The following is a 24,783-nucleotide window of genomic DNA, read 5'->3' as shown; positions in this document are numbered from 1 at the left end:
TCGACGATGCTAACCGTTCTACTCGCTATTGGAATCTTAGTTCTTTTATCGCTTATTTTTGGTGCCATCCTCGGTTACGCCAATGTGCGCTTTCATGTGGAAGGCGACCCAATTGTTGACCAAATTGATGCCCTGTTGCCGCAAACCCAATGCGGTCAATGTGGCCATCCTGGTTGTCGTCCCTATGCGGAAGCCATTGCGAACGGCGAAGCCATTAATCATTGCCCTCCCGGGGGGCAAGCGACGATCCAAGCGTTAGCCGATTTATTGGATGTGGAAGCCATTCCTTTAGACGGCGACCACGGCACCGAAACAGCAAAACGCGTTGCGGTGATTCGTGAAGACGAGTGCATCGGTTGCACTAAGTGCATTCAGGCTTGTCCTGTGGATGCTATTTTAGGTGCAGCTAAACAAATGCACACCGTCATTGCAGATGAATGCACAGGCTGCGACCTTTGTGTAGAGCCCTGCCCTGTAGATTGTATTGATATGGTAGAAGTAGGCGTGACAGCGAAAACTTGGTCTTGGGACAAACCACAAGGTATTGCCGCAACCTCATTAAATATTATTGCCACCGATCGCCAAACGGAGGTTGCACACTAATGCAAGCAGCCAAGATTTTTTCTTTCCATGGCGGTATTCACCCAGCGGAAAACAAAGCCCAATCCTTACAATTGCCTTTAGGCCGACCGAGTCTACCAAGCGAGCTTATTTTGCCACTTGGACAACACATAGGCCAAAGTTCTCGTCCTTTAGTCAAGGTAGGCGATAAGGTGTTAAAAGGCGAAACCATCGCCATCAACAATGGCTTTTTAAGCAGTTTTTTACACGCACCAACGTCGGGTACGATTACCGCTATTGAAGAACGCCTAATTGCCCATCCTTCTGGATTAAGTGACCTTTGTATTATTATCTCGCCAGACGGCCACGATACTTGGACCACACTTGAGCCTTTACATCATTGGCAAGACATCAGTAAAACCGATGTGTTGGCGTATTTGTCTGAAATGGGCATTATCGGGATGGGCGGTGCGGGCTTTCCGACACAAGTGAAACTTCAAGGCGCCTATAAGAACCCACTCACGCATTTCATTATCAATGCCGCAGAATGTGAACCTTACATCACGGCCGATGACATGCTAATTCGTGAAAAAACCCTAGAATTAGTGCTCGGCATCGAGATACTGCAACACCTTGTGCAGGCGGATCACGTTGTTATTGGCATCGAAGACAATAAACCCACCGCTATTGCGGCCTTACAAGCCGTATTAGGCAAGCGCAACAGCAAGATTCAAATTGCCGTGGTGCCAACCAAATACCCTTCTGGTGGTGAAAAACAGTTAATTCAGTTATTAACAGGCAAAGAAGTACCAAGCGGACAGTATCCAGCGGATATCGGCATATTATGTCAAAACGTCGGAACCTGCGTGGCAGTTCACGATGCCATTACGTTTGGAAAACCTCTGATCTCACGCTTTACCACGCTAACAGGCGATGCCTTAAAAGCACCGCAAAACGTCGAAGTGTTGCTTGGCACACCGGTTGCGCACTTATTGGATTACGCGGAATCTGAACCGAAAAAACTCAACCGCTTGATTATGGGTGGCCCAATGATGGGTTACACATTAAATTCCGCCGCTGTTCCGATTGTCAAAACCAGTAACTGCATTTTGGCCGCCAGTAAAAAAGAGCTTCCACCACCCGCACCTGAGCAAGCCTGCATCCGCTGTGGCATGTGCGAACAAGCCTGCCCTGCCAGCTTATTACCTCAGCAGTTGTTGTGGTTTAGCAAAAGCCAAGAGTTCGAAAAAGCCGAACACCATAATCTATTTGATTGCATCGAATGCGGCGCTTGTTCTTATGTGTGCCCAAGTAGCATTCCATTGGTGCAGTATTATCGTCATACCAAAAGCAGCATACGCGAAGCCCGTGAAGCGACCGTGAAATCAGACTTGGCTAAGCAACGCTTTGAGGCGCGCAAAGCCCGCCAAGACGCTGAAGCCGCTGAAAAAGAAGCCAAGCGCCTTGCTCGTCAAAAAGCGACACCAAGCAAAGCCGCGGAAGAGAAAAAAGCCGCACCGGCAAACGCAGCCGCACCGCTCGCTGCTGCGCCTGCAACGACTGACGAATCGAAAAAACTCAAAGTGGACATCGCCATCGGCAAATCCAAATTGAAAAAGCTACAAAAACAACTGCTTGAAGCACAAGAAAACGAACATGTTGAAGAAATCAGCAACTTGCAGCTACAAGTGACTGAACAAGAAAAAGCCGTCGCTTTACTTGAAGAGCAGCTCGCCAAAACCGTTGAAGCCGCGCCCATTGCGGCTGAAGCCAATGCGACTAAGCCTGCCCCTGCGCCGGTTAATGACGAATTGAAAAAGGCCAAAGTGGACGTTGCTTTAATTGGTGTAAAACTGAAAAAACTGCAAAAGCAACTTGCCGATACACCTGATGATCAGGAATTAAAAGATAAGATCACCACGTTTGAAGCCGATCTAAAAACCGCTCAAGACACAGTCAGTAAGCTAAGTGACAGTACTCAGACAACCATGAGCGCCTCAACCACTGAGCCGAAAACAGCGATTAGCGACGAGTTGAAAAAGCTCAAAATCGACGCGGCCATTGCCAAAGCGGCGGTGAAGAAGGTCGAAAAAGCCTTGAAGAAAGCAGAAGAGATTCAAGCCCCGGAAATCAACGCCATTCGCCAACAGCTAAAAGAAGCGCAACAGCGAGCGGACGAACTGGAAAACGCCTTAGCCAATCCAGCAACCACGACGACAAAGACAGAAACAATAGCCGAAGTGGCGCCAAACAGTGTGGATGCCGATGCCGCTAAGAAACGTAAAATTGATCTTGCCATCGCCAAAGCAGGCGTGAAAAAAGCCGAGAAAAACATCCAGCTTTTGAAAGAACAAGGCAAAGACGAAAGCGAAATAGAAGCGTCAGAATGGCCTAAAAAACTGATAGAAGCGCAAGAAAAGCTGGCCGCTCTTGAAGCAGAAGAAAGCACACCAGTGACCACTTCCGTTGCGACTCACGTAGAAGGCACAACGGAGGCGATTGCCAAAAGCCAAGCCAAAGCGGAGCCAGAAATGGATTTGGCCAATCAGATCAAAAAGGAAAAAATTGCCGTGGCTTTAGCGAAAGCGCAAATCAATAAACTGAATAAGCGTTTAGAAAGCGCACCAGAAGACGCGGACAGTATTAATCAAGAGATTACGTCCACAGAACAACGTCTGCAAAGCGCCGAGGCCTTGTTAGAAAAACTTATTCATTCGCAAACCAACCTGCAAGAGAATCGCTAAATGGCATTATTGAGGATCACCTCCCCCCACACACAACGTGCAGGACGTCGCACCGCTTGGGTGATGCAGATGGTCATTTTAGCGACCATTCCTGGCATCGTGGTACAGACTTGGTTATTTGGCTGGGGCACGCTAATCAACCTAATGATTGCCTGCATCACGGCATTATTAAGTGAAGCGGCTATTCTGGCGATTCGTCGCCGTCAGGTGGGTTTTTTCTTGAAAGATTACAGCGCGCTATTAACCGCTGTGTTATTAGGCGTTGCCCTTCCCCCCGTTGTGCCTTGGTGGGTAACGGTCACAGCGGTCGCTTTTGCGATTATCTTTGCCAAACAGCTTTATGGCGGCTTAGGGAATAACCCATTCAATCCAGCCATGGTCGGCTACGCCATTGTACTGGTGTCTTTTCCTGTGCCAATGAGTCAGTGGCTAGGCGTGCATAGCATGGTGTCAGCCGGCGAAACTATGTCTTTCATGCAAAGCCTGCAGGCGATTTTCCATCAGCTGCCAGTGATTGATAGCTACACCATGGCAACCCCCTTAGACGGCTTTAAACACAAGGATTTGCTGGATAGCCAAACGGCTTTTAGCAGCATTGCCGCGCTGCAAGGCCCAAGTCTAAACAGCTGGCTTTGGGTCAACCTAGCGTATCTTGTGGGTGGTCTTGCTCTGATTGGGTTGCGTATTATCACTTGGCACACACCAGTGGCACTATTGGGTGCTTTGTTGGTCATGTCTGGCGCCTTTCATTTATTGGACCCAACGAACACAGCAACGCCGTTTTTCCACCTCATCACGGGCGCGGCGATGTTTGGCGCCTTCTTTATTGCCACCGACCCAGTGTCTTCTTGCACCAGTAATCGCGGCAAACTGATTTACGGTGCTGGCATTGGCATCTTGATTTATATTATTCGCTCTTGGGGCGGCTATCCTGATGGTGTGGCGTTTGGCGTATTACTGATGAACTTCGCGGCACCTTTAATCGATTACTACACACAACCCAGAACCTACGGCCACAAAAAAGCCAAAACAGGCTTAAAAGTCGGGGAGGATAACTAATGGAATTGTTCGCCTCTATTCGTCGCAACAGTCTAGGTCTGGCGATCTTTGCCGTGCTGACTGCTGGTCTCATTGCCATCACGCATCAATTGACCGACCACACCATTAAGAACAATATTTTGGAAGCGCAAATTTCCGCTTTCAATGAAATATTGCCAGCCAATTTGTACGATAACGATTTAACCAAAGACGTAGCCTTTCTTCCTGCCGATCCGTTATTGGGGAGTGAAGAAGGCATTAAAATTCACATCGCTCGCAAAGATGGCGAAGTCACTGCTATTATTTTCGAGACCATCGCTCCTCGCGGTTATAACGGCAATTTAGACATGTTGGTTGCCATTGATAAAAACGGTGTTGTCACTGGTAGCCGAGTCATCAGTCATAAAGAAACACCGGGGCTAGGCGACAAGGTGGAGCTTAAAAAATCCAAATGGATACTCAGCTTCTCTAACAAATCGTTAGACAATCCAGACCTTAAAGGCTGGGGCGTGAAAAAAGACGGCGGGGATTTTGACCAATTCACAGGGGCCACTATCACCCCTCGCGCCGTGGTTCGTGCGGTTAAAAATACCCTGATCTATTTTGAACAACACCAAGATACGCTGTTAGCTTATTAGGATAAACCAATGAAAATGAGTGCCGAAACAGACGCCGTCAACGCGACTCAAGACGAATATCAAGACAAAAGTACGCCAAGCGCCAATTACGCAGAAATCATTTATAACGGTATCTGGAAAAACAATCCGGCTCTGGTTCAGTTGCTCGGCTTGTGCCCTATGTTGGCGGTAACCAGTACCGTGGTCAACGCCTTAGGCCTTGGTTTAGCGACCATGGTTGTGTTGATGGGCTCCAATATTGCCGTTTCCATCATCCGTAATTATGTTGCTGATGCGGTTCGTCTGCCAGCCTTCGTGATGATCATCGCCTCGTTCACCACCTGTATCGAATTGGTGATGCAGGCTTATACTTATGAACTCTATCAAATTCTAGGGATTTTTATTCCACTGATCGTAACTAACTGCGCCATCCTTGGCCGAGCAGATGCCTTTGCCAGCCGCAATCCCGTACTACCATCGGCTATAGATGGCTTTATGATGGGCTTAGGCTTCATGTTTATCCTAGTGACTCTAGGCGCGATGCGCGAACTGATTGGCCAAGGTACGCTATTTTCTGATATGCAACTATTGTTTGGTGATGTCGCCATTGGGTGGAAATGGGTGGTGTTCGAAAACTATCCTAATGTGTTGTTTGCTGTTTTACCACCAGGCGCGTTTATTGGCTTAGGTTTGTTAATCGCAGGCAAAAATTATCTTGATGAACGCGAAAAGCAACGTATCGCCACACAGAAAGCCAAAGACGGCCCAAGTGCGTCAAAACGAGTTCGTGTTACTGGGCAAGTTAGTTAACTTTTATCTAAAAAGAAATAAGGCAATCAAACGTGAACAAAGACAAACGCTACGAGATTTTCTCTCGCTTACGAGCTGAAAACCCAAATCCCGTAACCGAGCTGGAATACAGCTCACCTTTTGAGCTTTTGATTGCGGTGTTGTTTTCTGCGCAAGCCACAGACGTGAGTGTCAACAAAGCCACGCGCAAGCTTTTTCCTGTCGCGAACACACCAGAAAAAATGCTGGCGCTGGGTGTGGATGGTCTAAAAAGCTACATCAAAACCATTGGCCTATTTAACGCTAAGGCCGAAAATGCCATCAAGACTTGCCAAATCCTCATCGAAAAGCACAACAGCATCGTCCCTGAGACTCGTGAAGAGCTCGAGGCGCTGCCAGGTGTTGGCCGCAAAACCGCCAATGTGGTCCTTAATACCGCTTTTCGCCAAGTCGCCATGGCCGTCGATACTCACATTTTTCGTTTTAGCAATCGTACCAAGGTGGCGCCAGGCAAAAACGTCCTAGAAGTAGAAATGAAACTGCTTAAATTCGTCCCAAAAGAATTTCTTCTGGATGCGCACCACTGGATGATACTTCACGGTCGTTATATATGCGTCGCTCGCAAACCTAAATGCGACGCATGCGTGATTGAAGACTTGTGCGAATTTAAAGATAAGACCTCAACCTAATCTTTTAATCAACGCTCTTTAGTTAACTAAAGACTAACCTAAATTTAAATAACATCGCATTTATTAAACCTTTCTAGCTCGGCATGCTTACTCTATTGATATTTCACTTTATAGAGAGAGGATGCTATGAGTCACCATCTAACCCAAGCCCAGCTTGATGCCCATTGGATGGCCTATACAGGCAATCGTCAGTTTAAAAAAGACCCTCGTATCATCACCTCGGCCGCAGGAAAATATTACACCGATTCCGATGGCAGAAAGATTTTCGACGGTTTATCTGGCTTGTGGACATGCGGCTTGGGTCATAGTGTTGCGGCTATCAACGAGGCCGTCGCACAACAAGTCAAAACACTTGATTACTCTCCTGCTTTTCAATTCGGTCATGAGAAGTCTTTTTTGCTGGCTGAGCAAATTACCGAGTTCATGCCCATAGGACTAAACCGGATTTTCTTCACGGGCTCTGGCTCAGAGTCTGTTGATACGGCTTTAAAAGTCGCTCGCGCTTATTGGCGTAAGAAAGGCATGGGCACAAAAACCAAGTTTATAGGACGCGCTAAAGGTTACCATGGCGCAGGAATTTCAGGCTTCAGCGTTGGCGGCATTCCTGCGAACCGCACACTTTATGGTCAAGGCTTAGAATCCTATCACTTGCCTCACACCCAAGTGCCAGGCAGTGAGTTTTCCAAAGGTATGGCAGAACAAGGTAAAGAGCGTGCTGAAGATCTGCTTAATCTAATCATGATGCACGATGCGTCGAATATTGCGGCGGTCATTGTGGAACCTATGTCAGGCTCAGCAGGCGTGATTGTGCCACCTAAAGGCTATTTGAAGCGTTTGCGTGAGATTTGCGATCAACACAATATTTTGCTTATCTTCGATGAAGTGATTACCGCATTTGGTCGCATGGGCGCAAAGACAGGCGCAGAAGCCTTTGGGGTAACGCCTGACGTGATTACCATGGCGAAACAAGTCACCAATGGTGTCATTCCAATGGGAGCAGTGGCCTTCAAACAAGAAATCTACGATACCTTCATGGACAATGGCGGCCCAGAATACATGTTAGAAATCCCGCATGGTTACACCTATTCTGCTCACCCTATTGCTTGCGCTGCGGGTTTAGCATCGCTCGGTGAGATTAAAAAACAAGGCTTAATAGAACGAGTCAACAGTATGAGCGCGACTTGGGAAAACAGCGTGCATCAGCTAAAAGACGCCAGCCCACTCATTACGGATATCCGTAATTACGGTTTCGCAGCAGGAATCACCATTGCGCCTATCAATGGCGAACCCGCCAAACGTCCGTTCCAAATCGCCATGGCCATGTGGGACAAAGGCTATTACGTTCGTTATGGCGCCGATACCATTCAATTAGCACCGCCCTTCACCACCGAACCATCCGAAATAGACAGTCTAATCAACGCATTGGGCGAAACACTACAAAAACAAAGCTAAACAAGACTAATGTATCCCCAATAATCAAGATGTTGCTCATAGACATGGCGCAACATCTTGATCCATATCAATTTTATCTAGCTATCACATCTCTGCAATCTTACACTATAATGGCACTCCCAAAAGCGTCATTTTTGGCCTGAGTCTTCATTTTACAAAAGGTAAAGCAATGTCTATTTCACATTCCCCTTATGTTCGTTGTTTTTGGACAGGGACACTGTTTTTAACCAACGGTAAAACTATGCCGATCCATTGCACACACATATCAACTCAAATGATAGAAGTGGAAGCGCCAGAAGGTTTACAAGGGTCAAAAATGGTAAAGCTAGAGCTAAAAGCGATTCATGAGGGAAAAACAGCCACAATCAAGATATTGTGTGATCCGCAATTAGATGTGTTTAACGAACATAACAAACATTACATAAAGCTTAGCTATCATACTATTTCAAGCAAAGACGTGGCTTTCATCAAAGAATTTGCCGACGCTCATTCCTAGTTCACTCCTCGCTTATCACATACTAACAAGCGAGGAAATCGGCAGACCTAATGTGTGTTTATATGGATTTATTCAGCATCGTCTGCCGATTTTTTAGGTGCTGCTTCTTCCGCTTTCTTAACGCGAATTTTAGAGCCATCTACGTCCATGCCATTAAGCGTTTTGATGGCGACTTTCGCCTCACCCACTTTTGGCATTTCAACGAAGGCAAAGCCTTTCGATTCACCTGTCTCTTTGTCCATCACAATAGTACAAGACTGCAATGTACCGTGAACGGCAAACAAGCTTCTCAATTCTTCTTCTGTGGTGTTGCGGGCAAGGTTTCTGACTAATAGTTTCATATTTTTCTCTTCATAAATAAAAAAGGCATGGACAATACTGCCATGCCTTTGCGTTAGATTGCGCCATTCTAACCCGTTAAGACAAGGTTGTCTCAAACAGTTTGAGCAATTTCTCGCTATCCACTTCCATACAGACTTGTGTCATAGGCACATCGTTCCAATGTGGCTCTGGGAAAGTCATACCTTGTGGTGCAAAAATCGTTTGGCCGATACCAATACCGTCACAGGCAACACGCACAGCACCAAGCTCTACACCAAAAATACTCGGGTCCATCACATAAGCAATGGTCGAAGCATCATGGAAATAACAACCATCCATATCGAAACGGCTACTGTAGAAATTAATGTAATGCTGAGCGCAATCGTACAAGAAACCACCCTCGACTGGATTGGCTTTTTTAATACGCTCCAACACAGTGTTGTCCAACAACACCTGATGGGTTACATCCAAACCAATCATAGTCACTTGCCAAGGCGCCGTGAAGACAATGTCCGCCGCGTGTGGGTCGTTCATAATATTGGCTTCCGCAACCGGAGAGACATTACCGTATTCAATGGCCGTTCCCCCCATCAAAACCACTTCGTCTACTAGGCTGGCTACTTCTGGGTCAAGCTCAAGGGCTTTCGCTAGGTTGCCCAATGGACCAAGTGCGATAATCGTCACTTCACCTGGGTATTGGCGAACAGTATCCACGATAAACTGAGCGGCGCTTTTCTCGATAGCTTTACCTTGTGGTGCTGGCCAGTCGATATTACCGAAGCCGTCTTTGCCATGAACAAAGTCAGGGTGTGGGCGTGGTGCAATTTTACTTGGGACAGCAACGCCTTTTGCAACGGGCACATTAACCTTAGCAATCTCGGTCAAGGTAATGGCATTTTGTGTCGCTAAATCCACAGACACATTACCAAATGTGGTTGTTAAGCCCAATACATCAAGCTGTGGTGCTTGAAAGGCGAAGAAGATCGCCATTGCATCGTCTATTCCTGGATCGGTATCAATAATAATTTTACGAGCCATGTTTCACTTCCTCTTTTCGCTGTACATTTTTGGCTATGTATTCTTGGCTAGACATCCTGAATGCCTTGCTTTTAACTAACTGTGTTTGGCAAGAAAGGCCGTCACTTCATCTTGTGTTGGTATGGATGACGCCGCACCTAAACGAGTAACGCAAATAGCAGATGCTGCACAGGCACGCGTTATGGCTTGCTTCATGTCATCGCCCTTCATAAGAGACGACAAGCAGAAACCAATAAAAGTATCTCCCGCCGCTGTGGTATCAACCGCGTCGACAGAAAATGCCTTTACCGACAAACGCTCTTCTCCATCAAAGTAACACACACCGGCCTTACCAAGCGTCATTAATACGGCTAAATCTGGGTAAACCTTCGGGAAGGCTTCAATGGTGCTGTCGATATCCGTTGTGCCGATCAAATCCATGGCTTCAACTTCGTTCACAATTAACAGGTCAACAAAATCAAGCACTTTCTTGGTGAGTTCAGCGTCCATTGGTGCTGGATTAAACGCGACCTTAACTTTATTTTCTTGCGCTTTGCGCATGATATATTCAATAAGGTTCGTTTCGTTTTGCAATAACACCCAATCACCAGCGTTAGCATTGGATAACACTTGATCAACCTGATCTTCCGTCAGCGCATGGTTCGCGCCTTGGTACAAAATGATCGAATTTTCTGCTTCTTTGGTTAGCTGAATAATCGCATGACCCGTTGGCACATCAATTCGGCTTATTAGGTCTGTATTCACACCAAGGGATTCTAGCTGATCAATAACCGCTTGATCACTGTGGTGAATCGCACCGACGTGTTTTACATCAGCACCCGCTTTAGCAAGCGCAACAGATTGGTTTGCTCCTTTGCCACCCAATAAACATTGGTAGCTATTAGACGCCATGGTCTCGCCAGGGCGAACAAAATGATCTAGCTGATAAAGGTGGTCGAGGTTAATCGAACCAAAGTTATAAATTGTCATAATTCTCTTCCTTCAGATCAGCGTGCTTTACGTATCGGCACATTTCATTCTACTGTTCATTCTGCAAAACGACATGCTATGTCAATTCACCAGCGAATACTGACCAAGTGTACAAAAATAAAAAACGCTCCAATTCTGCAAGAACGGAGCGTTTTTTGAAAGCTTATTTTTCTAAATCGCTACTTTTAACGTAACCAACGATTACTTATCAGAATCTAGAAAACCACGGCCTTTTTGAGCGGCAATACGCATACGCAAGGCATTTAGCTTAATAAAGCCCGCTGCGTCTTTTTGATCGTATGCACCTGCATCGTCTTCAAATGTCGCAATTTTGCTGTCAAACAAGCTGTTTGCTGATTGACGACCAACCACACTTACGTTGCCCTTGTACAGTTTAAGACGCACAGTACCGCTCACGTATTTTTGTGACGTATCGATCAAAGCTTGAATCATACGACGCTCTTCCGACCACCAGAAGCCATTGTAAATCAACTTCGCATAACGCGGCATCATCTCATCTTTTAGGTGCATCGCTTCACGGTCTAACGTAATAGACTCAATCGCACGGTGTGCTTTCATCATGATGGTGCCACCAGGTGTTTCATAGCAACCACGCGCTTTCATGCCTACGAAACGGTTTTCTACGATGTCAACACGACCAATGCCATTCGCTCCGCCAACCTTGTTCAATGTTTCCAAGATAGTGGCAGGAGACATGACTTCGCCATTAATAGACACTGGGTCGCCTTTTTCGTAACCGATTTCAATGTAAGTCGCTTCATTTGGTGCGTCTTCAGGAGACACGGACCAGCGCCACATATCGTCTTCTGGCTCTGTCCATGGGTCTTCCAACTGATCACCTTCAAAAGAAATGTGCAGTAGGTTAGCGTCCATAGAATAAGGAGATTTTTTCTTCTTCGTTGAGAAATCCACTGGGATATTGTGTTTTTCACAGTACGCCATTAGGGTTTCACGAGACGTTAGGTCCCATTCACGCCAAGGCGCAATCACTTTTACGCCAGGTTTCAAAGCATATGCACCAAGCTCGAAACGGACTTGGTCGTTACCTTTACCAGTCGCGCCATGGGCAATCGCATCAGCGCCAGTTTCATTGGCGATTTCGATCAAGCGTTTCGCGATCAAAGGACGCGCAATAGATGTACCTAATAGGTATTCACCTTCGTAAATAGTGTTGGCACGGAACATAGGGAAAACGAAGTCGCGAACGAATTCTTCGCGCAAATCTTCAATGTAGATTTCCTTAATACCCAACGCTTGAGCTTTAGCACGAGCTGGTTCAACTTCCTCACCCTGACCCAAATCAGCGGTAAAGGTAACCACTTCACAGTTATACTCTTCTTGAAGCCACTTCGCGATTACGGAAGTATCCAGGCCGCCAGAATAGGCAAGCACTACCTTCTTCACGTCAGACATTATCTCTATTCTCCTCAACGAGCTCGCGCTCCCACACCAGTACATGGCGGCGCTAATAATTTAAAAAAGGGGCTGTAAGTGTAAGATCTCGATTCTTGCTTAGCAAGCAAAAAGCCCCTCTTTGCTCAGATAAATTCAGCAAAGTGGGGCGTTAACCTAGTTTCAAAACAGGTAAAAAGTTGGAAAATCAATTCGCATCTATCTTTTCTAAACGAATCGTTACGCGTCGGTTACGCTCTCGACCTGAAGCGGTATTGTTTGTCATCGCTGGGTATCGATCACCATGATAACGGGAAATAATTTTGTCAGCAGGCACCCCTTTCTCCAAAAGATAAGACGTCACCCTTTCAGCACGCTCTTTTGATAGCTCGCGGTTATCTCGACGCGAACCAATCGAATCAGTATGGCCATCAATATAAATATATTCCACACTAGGGTCTGAAGAAACATACAAGGCGACGAGATCCAAACGCGCCTTAATCCGATCTGTCAGGTTCACCCCATTGGTTGGAAATAACGCCGCCGTTCTCGCAATTTGATCGTAATTTACCGGCAATAAGCTGGCCAAACAGCGCCGAAATTCTGTGTAAGCTGGCGCAAAATTAATGTTCGACAACCCCACTTCTATAGTCTCACGGCTATTTTCCCACGCCGTTCCCGCCACCACAGGGTGACGCCCACGATCTAGGCTCGTCAACATTCTTTCAGCCACTTTACCACCCACTTCAACGGTCAAACCGTAACCTGGGTAAGACAAAATATCCAAGGTCTCGGGCTTCACTCCGGGAGACCAATCTGGTGCTTGAGAAATAATGTACACTTGACCGGGGCCTAATTTTTCATTTTGCGGCTGCAAAATAAATTTCATTGGCTCACCCGCTTCTTTGATAAAGTGACCTTCACCATAATTCGGCACCGGATGCGTTAAACTGCACGAAAATATATCGCCGGAAAGCAGCCACTCAGAATCGGAAATACCGGATTGGTAATGAATAATGGCATTAGCGTGCGCAAATGGCATGGCCATAGTGAGCATAAATGTGGTGCGAATTAGAAGTTGTTGGGGAATTCCCATTTAGACATCTCGTTCAAGCATTATCAAATGTGTTATGATCCGATCCTATTGTATACCGTTACTGTTGATCAAGCGGCAGAATTAAGGACCTTCTTTTGTCAAACCATGAAATCAAAGATAGATTCCGCGGCTTCCTACCTGTTGTTATCGACGTAGAGACCGCAGGCTTTAATCAAAAAACCGATGCTTTATTAGAAATGGCCGCCAGCATCCTACGAATGGATGAAAATGGCGACATGTATATCCATGAAACCTTAGAGTTTTTAATCAAGCCATTTGAAGGTGCCAACCTTGAAAAAGCCGCACTCGACTTTACTGGCATTGATCCCTTTGCTCCCGGCAGACAAGACATGCCAGAAAGCGAGGCCATCAACCAAATGTTTACTAAAGTGCGTAAAGAGCTAAAGTCCGTTGGCTGCAAGCGTGCCATATTAGTTGGCCACAATGCGTCTTTTGATCATGGCTTTTTAAATGCCGCCATTGAGCGTGCGGATATTAAACGTAATCCATTTCACCCTTTTTCTAGCTTCGACACTGCCAGCCTAGCAGGCTTGGTATTTGGACAAACCGTATTGGCAAAAGCCTGTGAAGCGGCATCTATTCCGTTTAGCAACTCAGAAGCCCATTCAGCAAAATACGATACCGAAAAAACAGCTGAGCTGTTCTGTGAAATGGTCAATCGTTTAAAGCGTCTTGGTGGCTGGCCTCTTGTCGAAAATGCAGAAGAAGAAAGCATGGAGGCTATTTTCCATTCGGGAAAATAACGCCATAATAAAAACGGGCAGCATCATGAAAGCCCGTTTTTCTTCTCACTAAGATGGGCCTGCCTATGCAAGGAAAGCGAATTCTGTATCTGCTATTGGGATGGTTCTCTCTCATATCCGGCATTATTGGTATTTTTTTACCTTTGCTTCCTACCACGCCATTCGTATTGTTAGCCGCTTGGTGTTTTTCTAAATCGTCCAAACGATTTCATTCTTGGTTGCTCAATCACAAATTTTTTGGTCCTATTGTGCATGATTGGCAGTCCTCCGATGGCATTCCACGACGCGCACGAAACCGCGCTATTCTTTTCATGTGGATCGGTATGACTATCTCTATGTTTGTTGTCTCGCGTTTTTGGGCAACCATTGGGCTGCTTATAATCGGTTTATGTGTCATGACTTACTTACTGCGCATGCCAATTCGTACAGAAGACAACGACAAAACCCGCTAATTTTTACAGGTATTTTGACAAGCTTTATGATGATGACACGCCGACACTTTCGCCACTTTATATTCTACCCATTTGCGGGCGTAACCGCGCTTATTACCAGTTTATGGTTGGCGACTCCTTTTGTTGCGGAACACTATTTAACGTCTTACATTCAACAACAAGGGCAAACACTGTCGATTGGCAAACTAAAAGTCGATTTTTTCCCGCCTAAAATCGATATAAAAGACGTTGTGATTCAAGATAACACCCAAGATACACTCACGCTCAAACGCGCTATTGTTGAAGTAGAAATATGGCCTCTTTTCACTAAAACCGTCCACTTATCTGAAGCCAAAATTGAAGACCTACACTTGGTCGTTACTCAACTTGAAAAAGATTGGATCGTTGCGGGTATTAATACCGCACAATTCATTACCCCAGAAGATCAACAACCGCCGGAACAAGAGTCTGAACCAGCAACGCCTTGGACGATCACACTGCCATCTTTTTCATTTACCAACAGCCAAGTCAATCTATCTCGCCAACCAGACCTAAATCTGCCGGCAACGTCAGACACCTTTATCTTGAAAAATTTATCGGTCAATGATTTATCAGGACAAGGGTTAAGTTGGAAAGGCGATGTTTCTCTATCCGCCCTGTTGAACGAAGCAACCATGTCTTTAGACAGTCAATTTGACTACTCGCCAGAACAAGCCACTGCGGACATCGATATCACCAAGGTATACCTACCGATTCAAAGTCTGCGTCATTTTTTGCCCTCACCCTACCATGAAGGCAAAGGACAACTAGACTTAACAGGACGTTTTCAGTTCGCGCAAACACAAGCCAATGGCGCTCCCGTTTTTGATATAAAAAACCTCACAATCAACACACAGATTGATGAACTTGAATTTCCTCTCAACGCACAGGATAAAGTCACGACAAAATCCACCTCTCTTGCGCTGTCACAATCGGCTTTTCAATTCAGCTCTGCTGATAAGGTAATGGCAGCAGGCGCTATTAATCTGCAATCGACGCAGTCATCTTTTACCCAAGCTGAGCAAAAAATCGCCTTTGAAAGGCTAGCATTAGAGACACCTTTTAACCTCGAACGAGGTGAATCTGGGCTATCCGCCACAGGCAACGTCGCTGTACAACTTAAAGAGCTCGCTTTTACTCAAGGCGAAGTAATGGCACAGCTGGCTACCCTGTCACTAAAAACCCCCTATGATGTAAAACAAGATACCGCAGGACTCGCAACAAAAGGTCATGTCGAGGCGCAACTAGAACAACTGTCCTACAGCCAATCAGATCAAAAAGTACAGTTTGATACGCTTTCATTAAACACCCCATTTAGTCTACAACAAGGCGAACTTGGGTTAGCAACAACAGGGACGCTGGATACACAAATCGAAGGCTTTGCATTCACTCAAGACGATTTACAAGCACAGCTTGATGCAATGAAATTGACCACACCATTCGACGTAAAACAAGATGAACTCAGCTTAACCGCTATTGGAGATTTTACATTAACGCTCAATAGCGTATTTTTGACACAAGCAGAGCAAAAGGTACAATTTGATCAGCTAACGCTCAATGCACCTTTTAACGTCAAACAAGATGAGCAATTAGGGCTCACGGCCAACCTCGACTCAACACAAGTAAACCTAGACATATTGGCCGTTTCACTTGATAGCCTTGCTTTGCAAAACAAGCAACTTGCTATGTCACTTGATAATGTAGCGGTTAATGTGGACACCAAAGATATCTTAACGGCCTCACTATTTACGGAAATACGCAGCAGTGACCTCGCTGTACAACAAGCTGGGAACACGGCGAATTACGATGTGTTCAACTTGTCAAACACACTTGCCCTACAAAAAGATGGCGATACTGTTTCAGCCAAAAACACGCAGCTAAACATTAATATCGAAGGGTTAAAAGCAACACAAAGCAATCAGAAGCTATTTTCACTAGGTCGCGCAACATTGACCGCCGAACAGCTAAACGTTGAACAAATCAATCAGCAGCCACCCGCCATAAAAGGCAGTAATATTAATATTACCAGTGAATCAGTCGATAGCTTGCTGAGTGATACAAAACGCCTCGCCTCTTGGCGCAATGCGGACATCACAGGTCTGACTTTTACCCAACAAGACAAAGATTTTGACGCTTCCCTAGCGCAATTAAACATTGCCAATTTAATTGTCTCAGAAGCGATTTCTGGGTCCAATGACAATCGAGCACTGCTGCCGTTAAGCCAAATTGGCAACATCAAAATCGAACAGGCAAACGCGACTCAAGACGGCGCTAAAATCAAGCAGATCACTGTAGACTCCGCCAAGGTAAACCTGATATTAGATGCGCAAAAACGCATTGAAAACCTTGTTTTTGTCGAGACCGAACAACAGAAACCGCCACAAACGTCAGTGAAAAATCGCACGTCGCCTAGGGAAGAAGACGCTAAAAATGTCATTAAAAACACACAACAGGCAGAACAAAACCCCGCTTTCAAAGCGCCTTATTATGTGATTTTAGACGCTTATGACACTACTGGATCATCCAGTATTTATGTGCAAGATAACAGCATTTCGCCTGCCTTGCAGCGCACATTAGAAATCGATACCTTGTCTTTGCGCAACCTCAACACGCAAAAGAAAGATCAAGCCACAGTACTGGCCTTGAAAGCTCGCAACGGCAAATATACCATCTTACAAGGTGATGTAACCATTTGGCCTCTTGCCGACAAACTGACTTTAGACAGTGAAGTGATCATAAAAGAAGCCGAACTGCCGCCTTATTCGTCCTACATTGCCACTGTTTTGGGTTATCAGATTGACTCAGGACAATTAGATCTTGATCTAAAGCTCAAATCTAAAAACGGTATACTGAGTGGCAATTCAAATATTCTATTAAGAGAGTTTGATCTAGGCGGTCGCCAAGACAGCAGTACTGTTGTCAAGGCGGGAGCCGTACCATTCAATATTGCTGTTAGCGTCTTAAAAGACAGCAACAACAATATTGACTTAGATATTCCACTGTCTGGTGATATCGAAAACCCAGCATTTGGTTGGCAAGACTTCTTACTCTTACCGGTTCGAAAAGCACTGTTTAGTGCCTCGAGTACTTACTTAATGCAAACCTTCGTGCCCTACGCAAACGTCATCAGCATTGCTCAATTTGCCGGAGACCAGCTACTGAGAATTCGTGTAGAACCGCTGATGTTCACAGCGCAAGACAGTAACTTAAATGAATCTCAAACCATTTTCTTACAACAGCTCAGCGCGTTGATGAAAGACAAAAAAGACAGCCAACTAAAGGCCTGTGGTATCGCCAGTTATCTCGATCTGGGCTTGCAGAAGCCTCCCGTCGCGATCGATGATGACACTAGGGACAAGGCCAAAATGCTGGCACAAAAACGTGCGGATCATTTAAAAGACTATTTGGTCAATGAAGGTATCGCTTCATCACGAATTTTTCTTTGCTCGCCTGAAATCGACCTTTCCAACAGCAGCAAACCAAGGGTAGAGTTGAATTTTTAGAGTTCAACTTACCAGCATTCCACGTAGCAAAGCCGCGATAGCCAATAACGCGGCTTTTTTTATGTCAAAAAAGGGCAAAGAACCTCACGCAAAAGTGCAACCTTCCCTAGACTTTACGCCCACCATTGAAAAACAAAATAAACAGGCCATAACAGTAGGTGAGGCACAAGAAACACAGATGCCGAAATGGATGCAAAAAACAACAGGTTAAATTTTTATAGAGTGAACAAAGCCTGACCAGCATCAAGAGAAAATCAGCACAACTAGGTTAATCTTAATCAAGATAGAATCAATATAGGAGGCAATTATGCCAATTGAAGACCATAGTTTAGTGAACGAATTTCCTGAATTCAAAGACGACATCCACCAGCTAAAAATGGACGATGCACACTTTAAAAAACTCTATGACGAATACCACCACTTAACAAAAGAAGTGGAAAAAATGGAACAAGAAATTATCCCTTCGACCACCTTGGAAGAAGAAAAACTCAAAAAACAACGCCTGCAATTAAAAGATACACTGCAAGGCTACATCAAAGCCTCCAGACTCGCGGCTGAAAAAGCTTAATCCCCTAGGGCCACCACAAGAGCAAACCTGAGCCTGTGGTGGCTTTATTTAGCAAGCAGTCCTAAGCACATCCAACACATAACCACATCCAATCCATAAACACACCTAAATAGACCTATCGTAAGTAATGTAAGCTCATTCTCATTTGATAATGACTATCATAGCAATTACTATACACATCCTTTTCATCTTCTATTGGTTTACATTATGACGCTAAAAACCTCCTTAATGATGATGCAGGCTTGTGGAGTACTTGTCTTCTCCAGTGTGCTTTTCGCAGAAACTTCAAGCAGCATTACCTATGATGATTATCTCAATGACTGGGATACAAAAATTAAGGAAGGATCCGACATCGAACTGCAAACACTTCAAGTACAAGGCCGCGCCCTATCCCATTACAAAGAAGATGAAGCCGCTCTAGCCACTCGCACCTCAACCCCCATAGATGAAACACCGCAGTCTGTTCAAGTGGTAACCGAGGCGCTCATTGAAGACCAAGCCGCAAGACAGATCACCGACTTGTATCGCTCTATTTCTGGCATGTCGCAAAACAATGTGTCCACAGTGACATTGCGAGGTTTTAGCCAAGACGAAGTGCTCTATGACGGCCTAAAAGGCGACCCTTTTGGCGACTTCTCCATTCCTCAGTTGTTTACCATAGAACAAATACAGGTTCTCAAAGGCCCATCGGGCGCCGTCTATGGCGCAGGTGAACCGGGCGGTGTCATTAACTATGTGACGAAAAAGCCGACCTACGAACAGAAAAACACACTCAAAGTCAGCGCAGGAAATAAAGATTTCCTAAGCGGCAGCATTGAATCGTCTGGCCCTGCCAACGAAGACGCCTCGCAACGTTACCGTATTGGTATCTACTCAGACGGCCAAGACTCTTACCGCAACAATGTAGAAGAAGAAAACCAGATTATTGATCTGGGTTACGCTTGGGACATAGACAGCAATAACACGCTCACCGTTCAGTACACGGACATTCACCAATACATTTCTGGTGCGCGCTTACGGGGTATTCCCACCGATGACGAGGGCAACTTCCTAGCCGATACCTCATGGAACAATAATGAGAAATCCGACTACCAAGAACTGGACGCGCAAGTCTTTCAAGCACGCCTAGACCATAGCATCAACTCATGGCTAGACAGTAATGTGTCTGTTCGTTACTTCGAAAACACAGAAACTCAGAAATACCATGAAATTAGCAAGCTAATAGACAGCGACAGTGACGGCACAGTAGACACCACTCAGCGTCAGTACCGTGACCAAGTCCGCACCCGTAAAGGCATTACGTTGGCTGGCAATTTAATTGCCGAATTAGGTGATCATACGGTGCTTGTGGGCAGCGACTATTTTCATCAAAAAAATAGTTTCCTCTACAGTTATGCAAACAAAGCCGACGGCGTCTCTAACCTTAGCTTAACAGACCCTATCTACGGCCAAGACGATGTTAATAGCTATACCATGCATTTAAAAACGGATGAAATCACCACCACCGATCGCCTAGGACTTTATGTTCAAGATCAATGGAAGCTAACAGAGCGTTTGGATTTATTGACTGGCATACGGGTAGATCGTTTCGAGGAAGAATATCAAGATCATACTACCAGCGCTGGCAAACTAGACTACAACGACACAGGTTATTCCAGCCGCATTGGTGCGACGTATAAAATCAATGACAACTGGAAACCTTACACCTCTATCTCTACCGGATTCGTGCCACAAGACGCTGCAGACCAACAGAAATCAGCCGATGGCAGTTTGTTTGATCCAGAAGAAAGCCGACAAGTCGAAGTGGGGGTACGCAGCTATTGGTTTAACAACAAGCTCAATGTCAACCTTGCTGCATACCACATCATTCGTGAAAACATATTGCAAGAAGACACAAATGACAGCAACTTATTGGTTTCCTTTGGTAAGGTTCGCAGCCAAGGCATAGAACTGGATATCATGGCAGACATCACTCCTCGCTGGGTCGCCAATGTAAGTTACGCCTATAATGATACTGTCGTTAAAGAAGCCACCGATGGTATTCAATATGCTGATGGCGACCGCTTTGCCAATACGCCCTATAATCAATTTGGCGCTTGGACTCGTTACGACTTCCCAAGCATAGATTCCTCTATTGCTGTAGGTGCGGACTACGTTAGCGATCAAATCAACCGTCAGGGACAAACCGTCAAACCCTATACAGTGTACGACTTGTCTTGGCAAACTCGCTATGAAGATTGGAAATTCCAGTTGAACATCAAAAACTTGTTCGATAAAGAATACGCCGTCAGCGGCTTCACTGAAACCATAGGCTCATTTGTTGGCGAACGCCGTCGCGTTTACGTCACCGCCGCCTACGACTTCTAACGTAGTCAATCTATAAAGGGGGCAGATTTCTTTATCTCCCCCCTTTCACTTACTCAACTTTTGACCTAGATCAACCATACCTTATTTAGCCAACGAATGCCCTTCTCAGAGCTTGAGTTCAATCAACACGCAGGTAAACTCCGCCCGTTTTGATCGATCGGTGAAACTCATGTCTCAAGAAAAAGCCTTCATGCCAGAATTACTTTCTCCAGCGGGTTCGTTAAAAAACCTGCGTTATGCCTTTGCTTACGGTGCAGATGCCGTTTATGCAGGACAGCCACGCTATTCATTAAGAGTACGCAATAACGAATTTGATTTAGAAAAGCTGGGAATTGGCATCAATGAAGCCCATGAGCTGGGCAAAAAACTTTATGTGGTCAGCAATATTGCGCCTCACAATGCAAAATTAAAAACCTACTTGCAAGACTTGGCACCGGTTATAGATCTCAAACCAGACGCGCTCATCATGTCCGATCCTGGACTTATTATGCTGGTGCGTGACGCTTTTCCCGATCAACAAATTCACCTTTCTGTACAAGCCAACGCAGTCAACTGGGCAACAGTGAAGTTCTGGCAACAACAGGGTATTTCCCGCGTTATCTTATCGCGTGAATTGTCCTTAGACGAGATCGAAGAAATTCGTTTAAAAGTACCCGATATGGAACTGGAAGTCTTCGTTCATGGTGCCTTGTGTATGGCCTATTCTGGTCGTTGCTTACTGTCTGGCTACATGAACAAGCGCGACCCCAACCAAGGTGCTTGCACCAACGCATGTCGCTGGGAATACAATGCCCATGAAGCAACACAAGACGACGTGGGGCAGATCATCGCCAGCAGCGGCGCTTCTACACCATACCAAAAGACTGCTGTGCACATTCAAGAACCCACTGATCAGCTCTTTTTGCTGCAAGAACGCGGTCGTCCAGACGAATACATGCCCGCGTTTGAAGACGAACACGGCACCTACATCATGAACTCAAAAGACTTACGCGCTATTCAACACGTGGAGCGCTTAGTCAAAATGGGCATACATTCATTAAAAATCGAAGGCCGCACCAAGTCATTTTATTATTGCGCCAGAACCGCACAAATCTACCGCCAAGCCATTAATGACGCCGTGGCAGGCAAGCACTTCGATAAAGGCCTGATGAGCAGCTTAGAAAACCTTGCCAACCGAGGTTACACCGATGGCTTCTTACAACGCCATCGTCATGTAGATTTGCAAAACTACGAAACAGGCAATTCCATTAGCGAACAGCAACAGTTTGTCGGTGAAGTCATCGCTACCAACGACGATTCACTCACCATAGAAGTGAAGAACCGCTTCAGTGTGGGCGACTCTTTGGAATTGATGACCCCAAAAGGCAATATCAGCTTTCAGTTAAGCGAGCTGAACGATAAACATGGCCGCCCTATCGACGTCGCCAAAGGCAGCGGTCACGTGGTGTCACTTCCTTGTCCACAAGGTATCGATGCGTCCATGGGCATCTTGCTAAGAAATCTAGCGGAAGGACAAACCACCCGCCAACCGCACGCTAGCGCAACGGCATAAAGGCGACGACATGGCATTATTCATCAACGACCGCTGCATCAACTGCGATATGTGCGAACCGGAATGCCCTAATGACGCCATCACCATGGGCGAGAAGATTTATGTCATCGATCCCGATAAGTGCACAGAATGTGTTGGTCACTACGACCAACCCACCTGCGTCGCCGTCTGCCCTATCGACTGTGTGAAACCCGACCCAGACAGACGCGAAACCGAAGAAGCGTTATACGAAAAGTTTGTAGATATGTACTTTGAGATTTAAAGCTGATGTTTGAAACCGAGAGCTTCAAACAATACTATCAAAATAATTAGGCAAAAATAGATAAACAGAATGCAGTGTTAAGCAAGCGCTCGCATAACAGCTTGCGGCTCTTTTGCCACCACATTCAGCAATGCCAATGCTGGCCCATGAGGTGTACGATCGCCTCTTTCCCAATGCCGTAGAGTCGATACACTAATACAGAATTTCGAAGCAAATTCCATCTGAGTTAATCCAAGGTTGCGACGTAACTCTGCAACATCAACAGATTCTAAACGGTGTGTTTTAGCCGCAACCTCTTTACCATTGTTTAGGTCAATTGCTTCTTGAAGCCCTTGGGCAATGCTGTCAAATGCGCTAATCATAATTTTTCTCCAAAGCCGTTGAAACGAGAATGCCAACTAATTTAGCAAGAGAATTTCTATCTGTTTTAGACAAATTAGCCCTTTCACTTTTTCCAAACATAGTTAAAAGATAAAGGGGGATTCTCTCGTCGTGGTAATAATAAATCACCCTAACACCGCCACTCTTCCCTGTATTGCCACGACTCCATCTAAGCTTACGAATGCCACCAGTACCCTCCATAACATCTCCAGCTTTTGGGTGTTCAGAAAGGTAATCTATTACAGCCTTACGTTCAGATTCAGAAAGCAAAGAATCCGCCCGTTTGATGTATTCTGGTAATTCGGTAATAGTATTCTGCATAAGAAAAATTGTAATCCAATGGATTACTTAATGCAAAGCAAGAATCTCCCTACTCAAACATCTGGTAAGTTCTGAGCTAACCATTGCTGGAATTGTGCTTTCGGTAAAGCGCCGGATAGGCGTGCCACTTCTTTGCCATGATGAAAGATCATCAGAGTCGGAATGGAGCGAATATTAAAGCCGCCTGCCGTCGTTTGGTTATGCTCGGTATCCAGCTTCACAAAACACGCTTTTGTCGACATTTCACCAGCTACCTGTTCAAAAACAGGCGCGAATTGCTGACACGGCCCACACCAAGACGCCCAAAAATCGACCACTACGGGTAAATCATTGTCTGTAATATAACGTCTAAAATTTTGATCACTGCCTTTAACAGGACTGGTAGAAAGAACAGGGTTCTTACACTTGCCACAAAGAGGCTTATTGCCCAGCTTGTCTTTCGGTACACGGTTTTTGGTCGTGCAACTTTGACAAACTATTTGTATCGGTGAATTGGTCATTTTGAGCCTCGTGATTAAGTGCTTTCATTCATAAACAGATCGGAATTAAATCGAAATATTGCATGTTTGCCAACCTCGGAAACGAAAAAAGCGAATCACTTGATCCGCTTTTTTATTGTCTTAGTGTACTAAATTCAACTCACGCCACTAAGCTATTCTTCTTCATCCGCATGAGATTCGGCTTCAAAACTTTCCACCTGCTCGAAGTTCTCCATCCAGAAATAGGAACTCACCAAGCTAAACTGGCGGGTTGTGCCTTCGCCAGCCACTTGCTTAAGCTGCCACACCAAACCCGGCGCTTCAGGGAAATGTGTGCCTTTAATTTGATCTTCGTATAAACGATTGATTAATGCATCATCGCCTTGCCCATTCGCCAATAAGCGTACAATGGAAGAATGTAACGACTCATCAAAAATCGCCATATCTTCAATATGCTCCGCAGTCACTGTCATCGCAAGCTCGACCCCAGTAGGCTTCGCGAAGGTGCCATTAAAGGCTTCGCGCAACAAGGCATAAGCACTAAAAAAACGCTCATGTAACAGGCAATCTGGGTATTCTTCCCATGAGCGATCATCCAACATATCATGACTTATTTGGTCTACCTTCCCTGCAGATAGCTCAGGAAATAGATGCGTTAATACGACCTTTGCAGCGCCTGCAGGCTCTTGATCATTGAGCGACATCATGCACATCTCGCGCAGCTCTGCTGCATCCATGGCTTCGACATCGTCATCAAAATCCATCAGCGTCAGAAGCGCTTTGTATTCGTCACCAGACCACGCATTTGGAATCTTACTAATCTTCTTAAAGGAATCGATTTGAACGGTAAACTTAACTTGCATCGAGCACTCCTATTTGAACGCTAACATTGC

General features: G+C 45.6%; 24 protein-coding genes. 15 read left to right on the top strand and 9 right to left on the bottom strand.

What is annotated here, in order from left to right:
• The first annotated feature begins 6 nt into the window (after positions 1–6).
• The 8 genes from rsxB (at position 7) to DK187_RS08570 (ending at position 8,386) form a co-directional block, all read left to right on the top strand.
• Positions 7–603: an electron transport complex subunit RsxB gene (rsxB, locus tag DK187_RS08605; RefSeq protein ID WP_111606941.1), complete on the top strand. Its 597-nt coding sequence runs from the start codon at positions 7–9 to the stop codon at positions 601–603.
• The gene (rsxC, locus tag DK187_RS08600; RefSeq protein WP_111606940.1) at positions 603–3,305 is read left to right on the top strand and encodes an electron transport complex subunit RsxC; all 2,703 of its coding nucleotides are present in this window, start codon (positions 603–605) and stop codon (positions 3,303–3,305) included. The genes rsxB and rsxC overlap by 1 nt, the downstream gene beginning before the upstream one ends.
• A complete protein-coding gene (gene rsxD, locus DK187_RS08595) occupies positions 3,306–4,364 on the top strand; it encodes an electron transport complex subunit RsxD (RefSeq protein WP_111606939.1) in 1,059 nt (352 codons plus the stop codon).
• Positions 4,364–4,981 carry an electron transport complex subunit RsxG gene (gene rsxG / locus DK187_RS08590; RefSeq protein WP_111606938.1) on the top strand — a complete coding sequence of 206 codons (618 nt, stop codon included), beginning with the start codon at positions 4,364–4,366 and terminating at the stop codon, positions 4,979–4,981. The genes rsxD and rsxG overlap by 1 nt, the downstream gene beginning before the upstream one ends.
• Positions 4,982–4,990: 9 nt before the next feature.
• The gene (locus tag DK187_RS08585; protein ID WP_111606937.1) at positions 4,991–5,770 is read left to right on the top strand and encodes an electron transport complex subunit E; all 780 of its coding nucleotides are present in this window, start codon (positions 4,991–4,993) and stop codon (positions 5,768–5,770) included.
• 32 nt (positions 5,771–5,802) lie between these two features.
• Positions 5,803–6,438, top strand: coding sequence for an endonuclease III (gene nth, locus DK187_RS08580; RefSeq protein WP_111606936.1), 636 nt, complete (start codon positions 5,803–5,805; stop codon positions 6,436–6,438).
• Between the two features lie 126 nt (positions 6,439–6,564).
• Positions 6,565–7,890, top strand: a complete 1,326-nt coding sequence (aptA, locus tag DK187_RS08575; RefSeq protein WP_111606935.1) for an omega-aminotransferase AptA — start codon at positions 6,565–6,567, stop codon at positions 7,888–7,890.
• 169 nt (positions 7,891–8,059) lie between these two features.
• Positions 8,060–8,386, top strand: a complete 327-nt coding sequence (locus tag DK187_RS08570; RefSeq protein WP_111606934.1) for a Rossmann-fold NAD(P)-binding domain-containing protein — start codon at positions 8,060–8,062, stop codon at positions 8,384–8,386.
• 68 nt (positions 8,387–8,454) lie between these two features.
• Here the strand turns inward: DK187_RS08570 and DK187_RS08565 are convergent, their stop codons facing one another.
• From DK187_RS08565 to DK187_RS08545, 5 genes are all read right to left on the bottom strand, one after another.
• Complete coding sequence (locus DK187_RS08565; RefSeq protein ID WP_111606933.1) at positions 8,455–8,727, bottom strand: RNA recognition motif domain-containing protein; 273 nt, start codon at positions 8,725–8,727, stop codon at positions 8,455–8,457.
• Between the two features lie 76 nt (positions 8,728–8,803).
• A complete protein-coding gene (locus DK187_RS08560; RefSeq protein WP_111606932.1) occupies positions 8,804–9,745 on the bottom strand; it encodes a nucleoside hydrolase in 942 nt (313 codons plus the stop codon).
• A gap of 75 nt (positions 9,746–9,820) precedes the next feature.
• On the bottom strand, positions 9,821–10,714 hold the full coding sequence (locus DK187_RS08555) for a ribokinase (RefSeq protein ID WP_111606931.1): 894 nt from the start codon (positions 10,712–10,714) through the stop codon (positions 9,821–9,823).
• Between the two features lie 201 nt (positions 10,715–10,915).
• Positions 10,916–12,148, bottom strand: a complete 1,233-nt coding sequence (locus DK187_RS08550) for an argininosuccinate synthase (protein WP_111606930.1) — start codon at positions 12,146–12,148, stop codon at positions 10,916–10,918.
• Between the two features lie 187 nt (positions 12,149–12,335).
• Positions 12,336–13,223, bottom strand: a complete 888-nt coding sequence (locus DK187_RS08545; protein ID WP_111606929.1) for a flagellar protein MotY — start codon at positions 13,221–13,223, stop codon at positions 12,336–12,338.
• A gap of 95 nt (positions 13,224–13,318) precedes the next feature.
• On the opposite strand from DK187_RS08545, the gene rnt reads away from it, so the two are divergent.
• The 7 genes from rnt (at position 13,319) to DK187_RS08510 (ending at position 22,709) form a co-directional block, all read left to right on the top strand.
• Positions 13,319–13,987: a ribonuclease T gene (gene rnt / locus DK187_RS08540; RefSeq protein WP_111606928.1), complete on the top strand. Its 669-nt coding sequence runs from the start codon at positions 13,319–13,321 to the stop codon at positions 13,985–13,987.
• A gap of 65 nt (positions 13,988–14,052) precedes the next feature.
• Positions 14,053–14,439: a YbaN family protein gene (locus DK187_RS08535; protein ID WP_111606927.1), complete on the top strand. Its 387-nt coding sequence runs from the start codon at positions 14,053–14,055 to the stop codon at positions 14,437–14,439.
• Positions 14,440–14,465: 26 nt separating this feature from the next.
• On the top strand, positions 14,466–17,960 hold the full coding sequence (locus DK187_RS08530; RefSeq protein ID WP_162623485.1) for a DUF748 domain-containing protein: 3,495 nt from the start codon (positions 14,466–14,468) through the stop codon (positions 17,958–17,960).
• A gap of 307 nt (positions 17,961–18,267) precedes the next feature.
• A complete protein-coding gene (locus DK187_RS08525; RefSeq protein WP_111606925.1) occupies positions 18,268–18,528 on the top strand; it encodes an HP1242/YdcH family protein in 261 nt (86 codons plus the stop codon).
• A gap of 207 nt (positions 18,529–18,735) precedes the next feature.
• Positions 18,736–20,895 carry a TonB-dependent siderophore receptor gene (locus tag DK187_RS08520; RefSeq protein ID WP_111606924.1) on the top strand — a complete coding sequence of 720 codons (2,160 nt, stop codon included), beginning with the start codon at positions 18,736–18,738 and terminating at the stop codon, positions 20,893–20,895.
• 169 nt (positions 20,896–21,064) lie between these two features.
• Positions 21,065–22,447 carry a prephenate-dependent tRNA uridine(34) hydroxylase TrhP gene (gene trhP, locus DK187_RS08515; protein ID WP_111606923.1) on the top strand — a complete coding sequence of 461 codons (1,383 nt, stop codon included), beginning with the start codon at positions 21,065–21,067 and terminating at the stop codon, positions 22,445–22,447.
• Positions 22,448–22,457: 10 nt separating this feature from the next.
• A complete protein-coding gene (locus DK187_RS08510) occupies positions 22,458–22,709 on the top strand; it encodes a YfhL family 4Fe-4S dicluster ferredoxin (RefSeq protein ID WP_111606922.1) in 252 nt (83 codons plus the stop codon).
• A 77-nt stretch (positions 22,710–22,786) separates the two neighbouring features.
• Here the strand turns inward: DK187_RS08510 and nadS are convergent, their stop codons facing one another.
• The 4 genes from nadS to DK187_RS08490 all read right to left on the bottom strand — a co-directional run bounded on the left by nadS (position 22,787) and on the right by DK187_RS08490 (position 24,753).
• Complete coding sequence (gene nadS / locus DK187_RS08505; RefSeq protein ID WP_111606921.1) at positions 22,787–23,071, bottom strand: NadS family protein; 285 nt, start codon at positions 23,069–23,071, stop codon at positions 22,787–22,789.
• A complete protein-coding gene (locus tag DK187_RS08500) occupies positions 23,064–23,411 on the bottom strand; it encodes a type II toxin-antitoxin system RelE/ParE family toxin (protein WP_111606920.1) in 348 nt (115 codons plus the stop codon). The genes nadS and DK187_RS08500 overlap by 8 nt, the downstream gene beginning before the upstream one ends.
• A gap of 53 nt (positions 23,412–23,464) precedes the next feature.
• Positions 23,465–23,911, bottom strand: coding sequence for a thioredoxin TrxC (gene trxC / locus DK187_RS08495; protein WP_111606919.1), 447 nt, complete (start codon positions 23,909–23,911; stop codon positions 23,465–23,467).
• Between the two features lie 152 nt (positions 23,912–24,063).
• Positions 24,064–24,753, bottom strand: coding sequence for a hypothetical protein (locus DK187_RS08490; protein WP_111606918.1), 690 nt, complete (start codon positions 24,751–24,753; stop codon positions 24,064–24,066).
• Positions 24,754–24,783: the final 30 nt, after the last annotated feature.

The organism is Marinomonas arctica (assembly GCF_003259225.1).
Lineage (GTDB): Bacteria > Pseudomonadota > Gammaproteobacteria > Pseudomonadales > Marinomonadaceae > Marinomonas > Marinomonas arctica.
The sequence above is the reverse complement of the archived record's forward strand: the minus strand, read 5'-3'. Positions and strand labels throughout refer to the sequence as shown.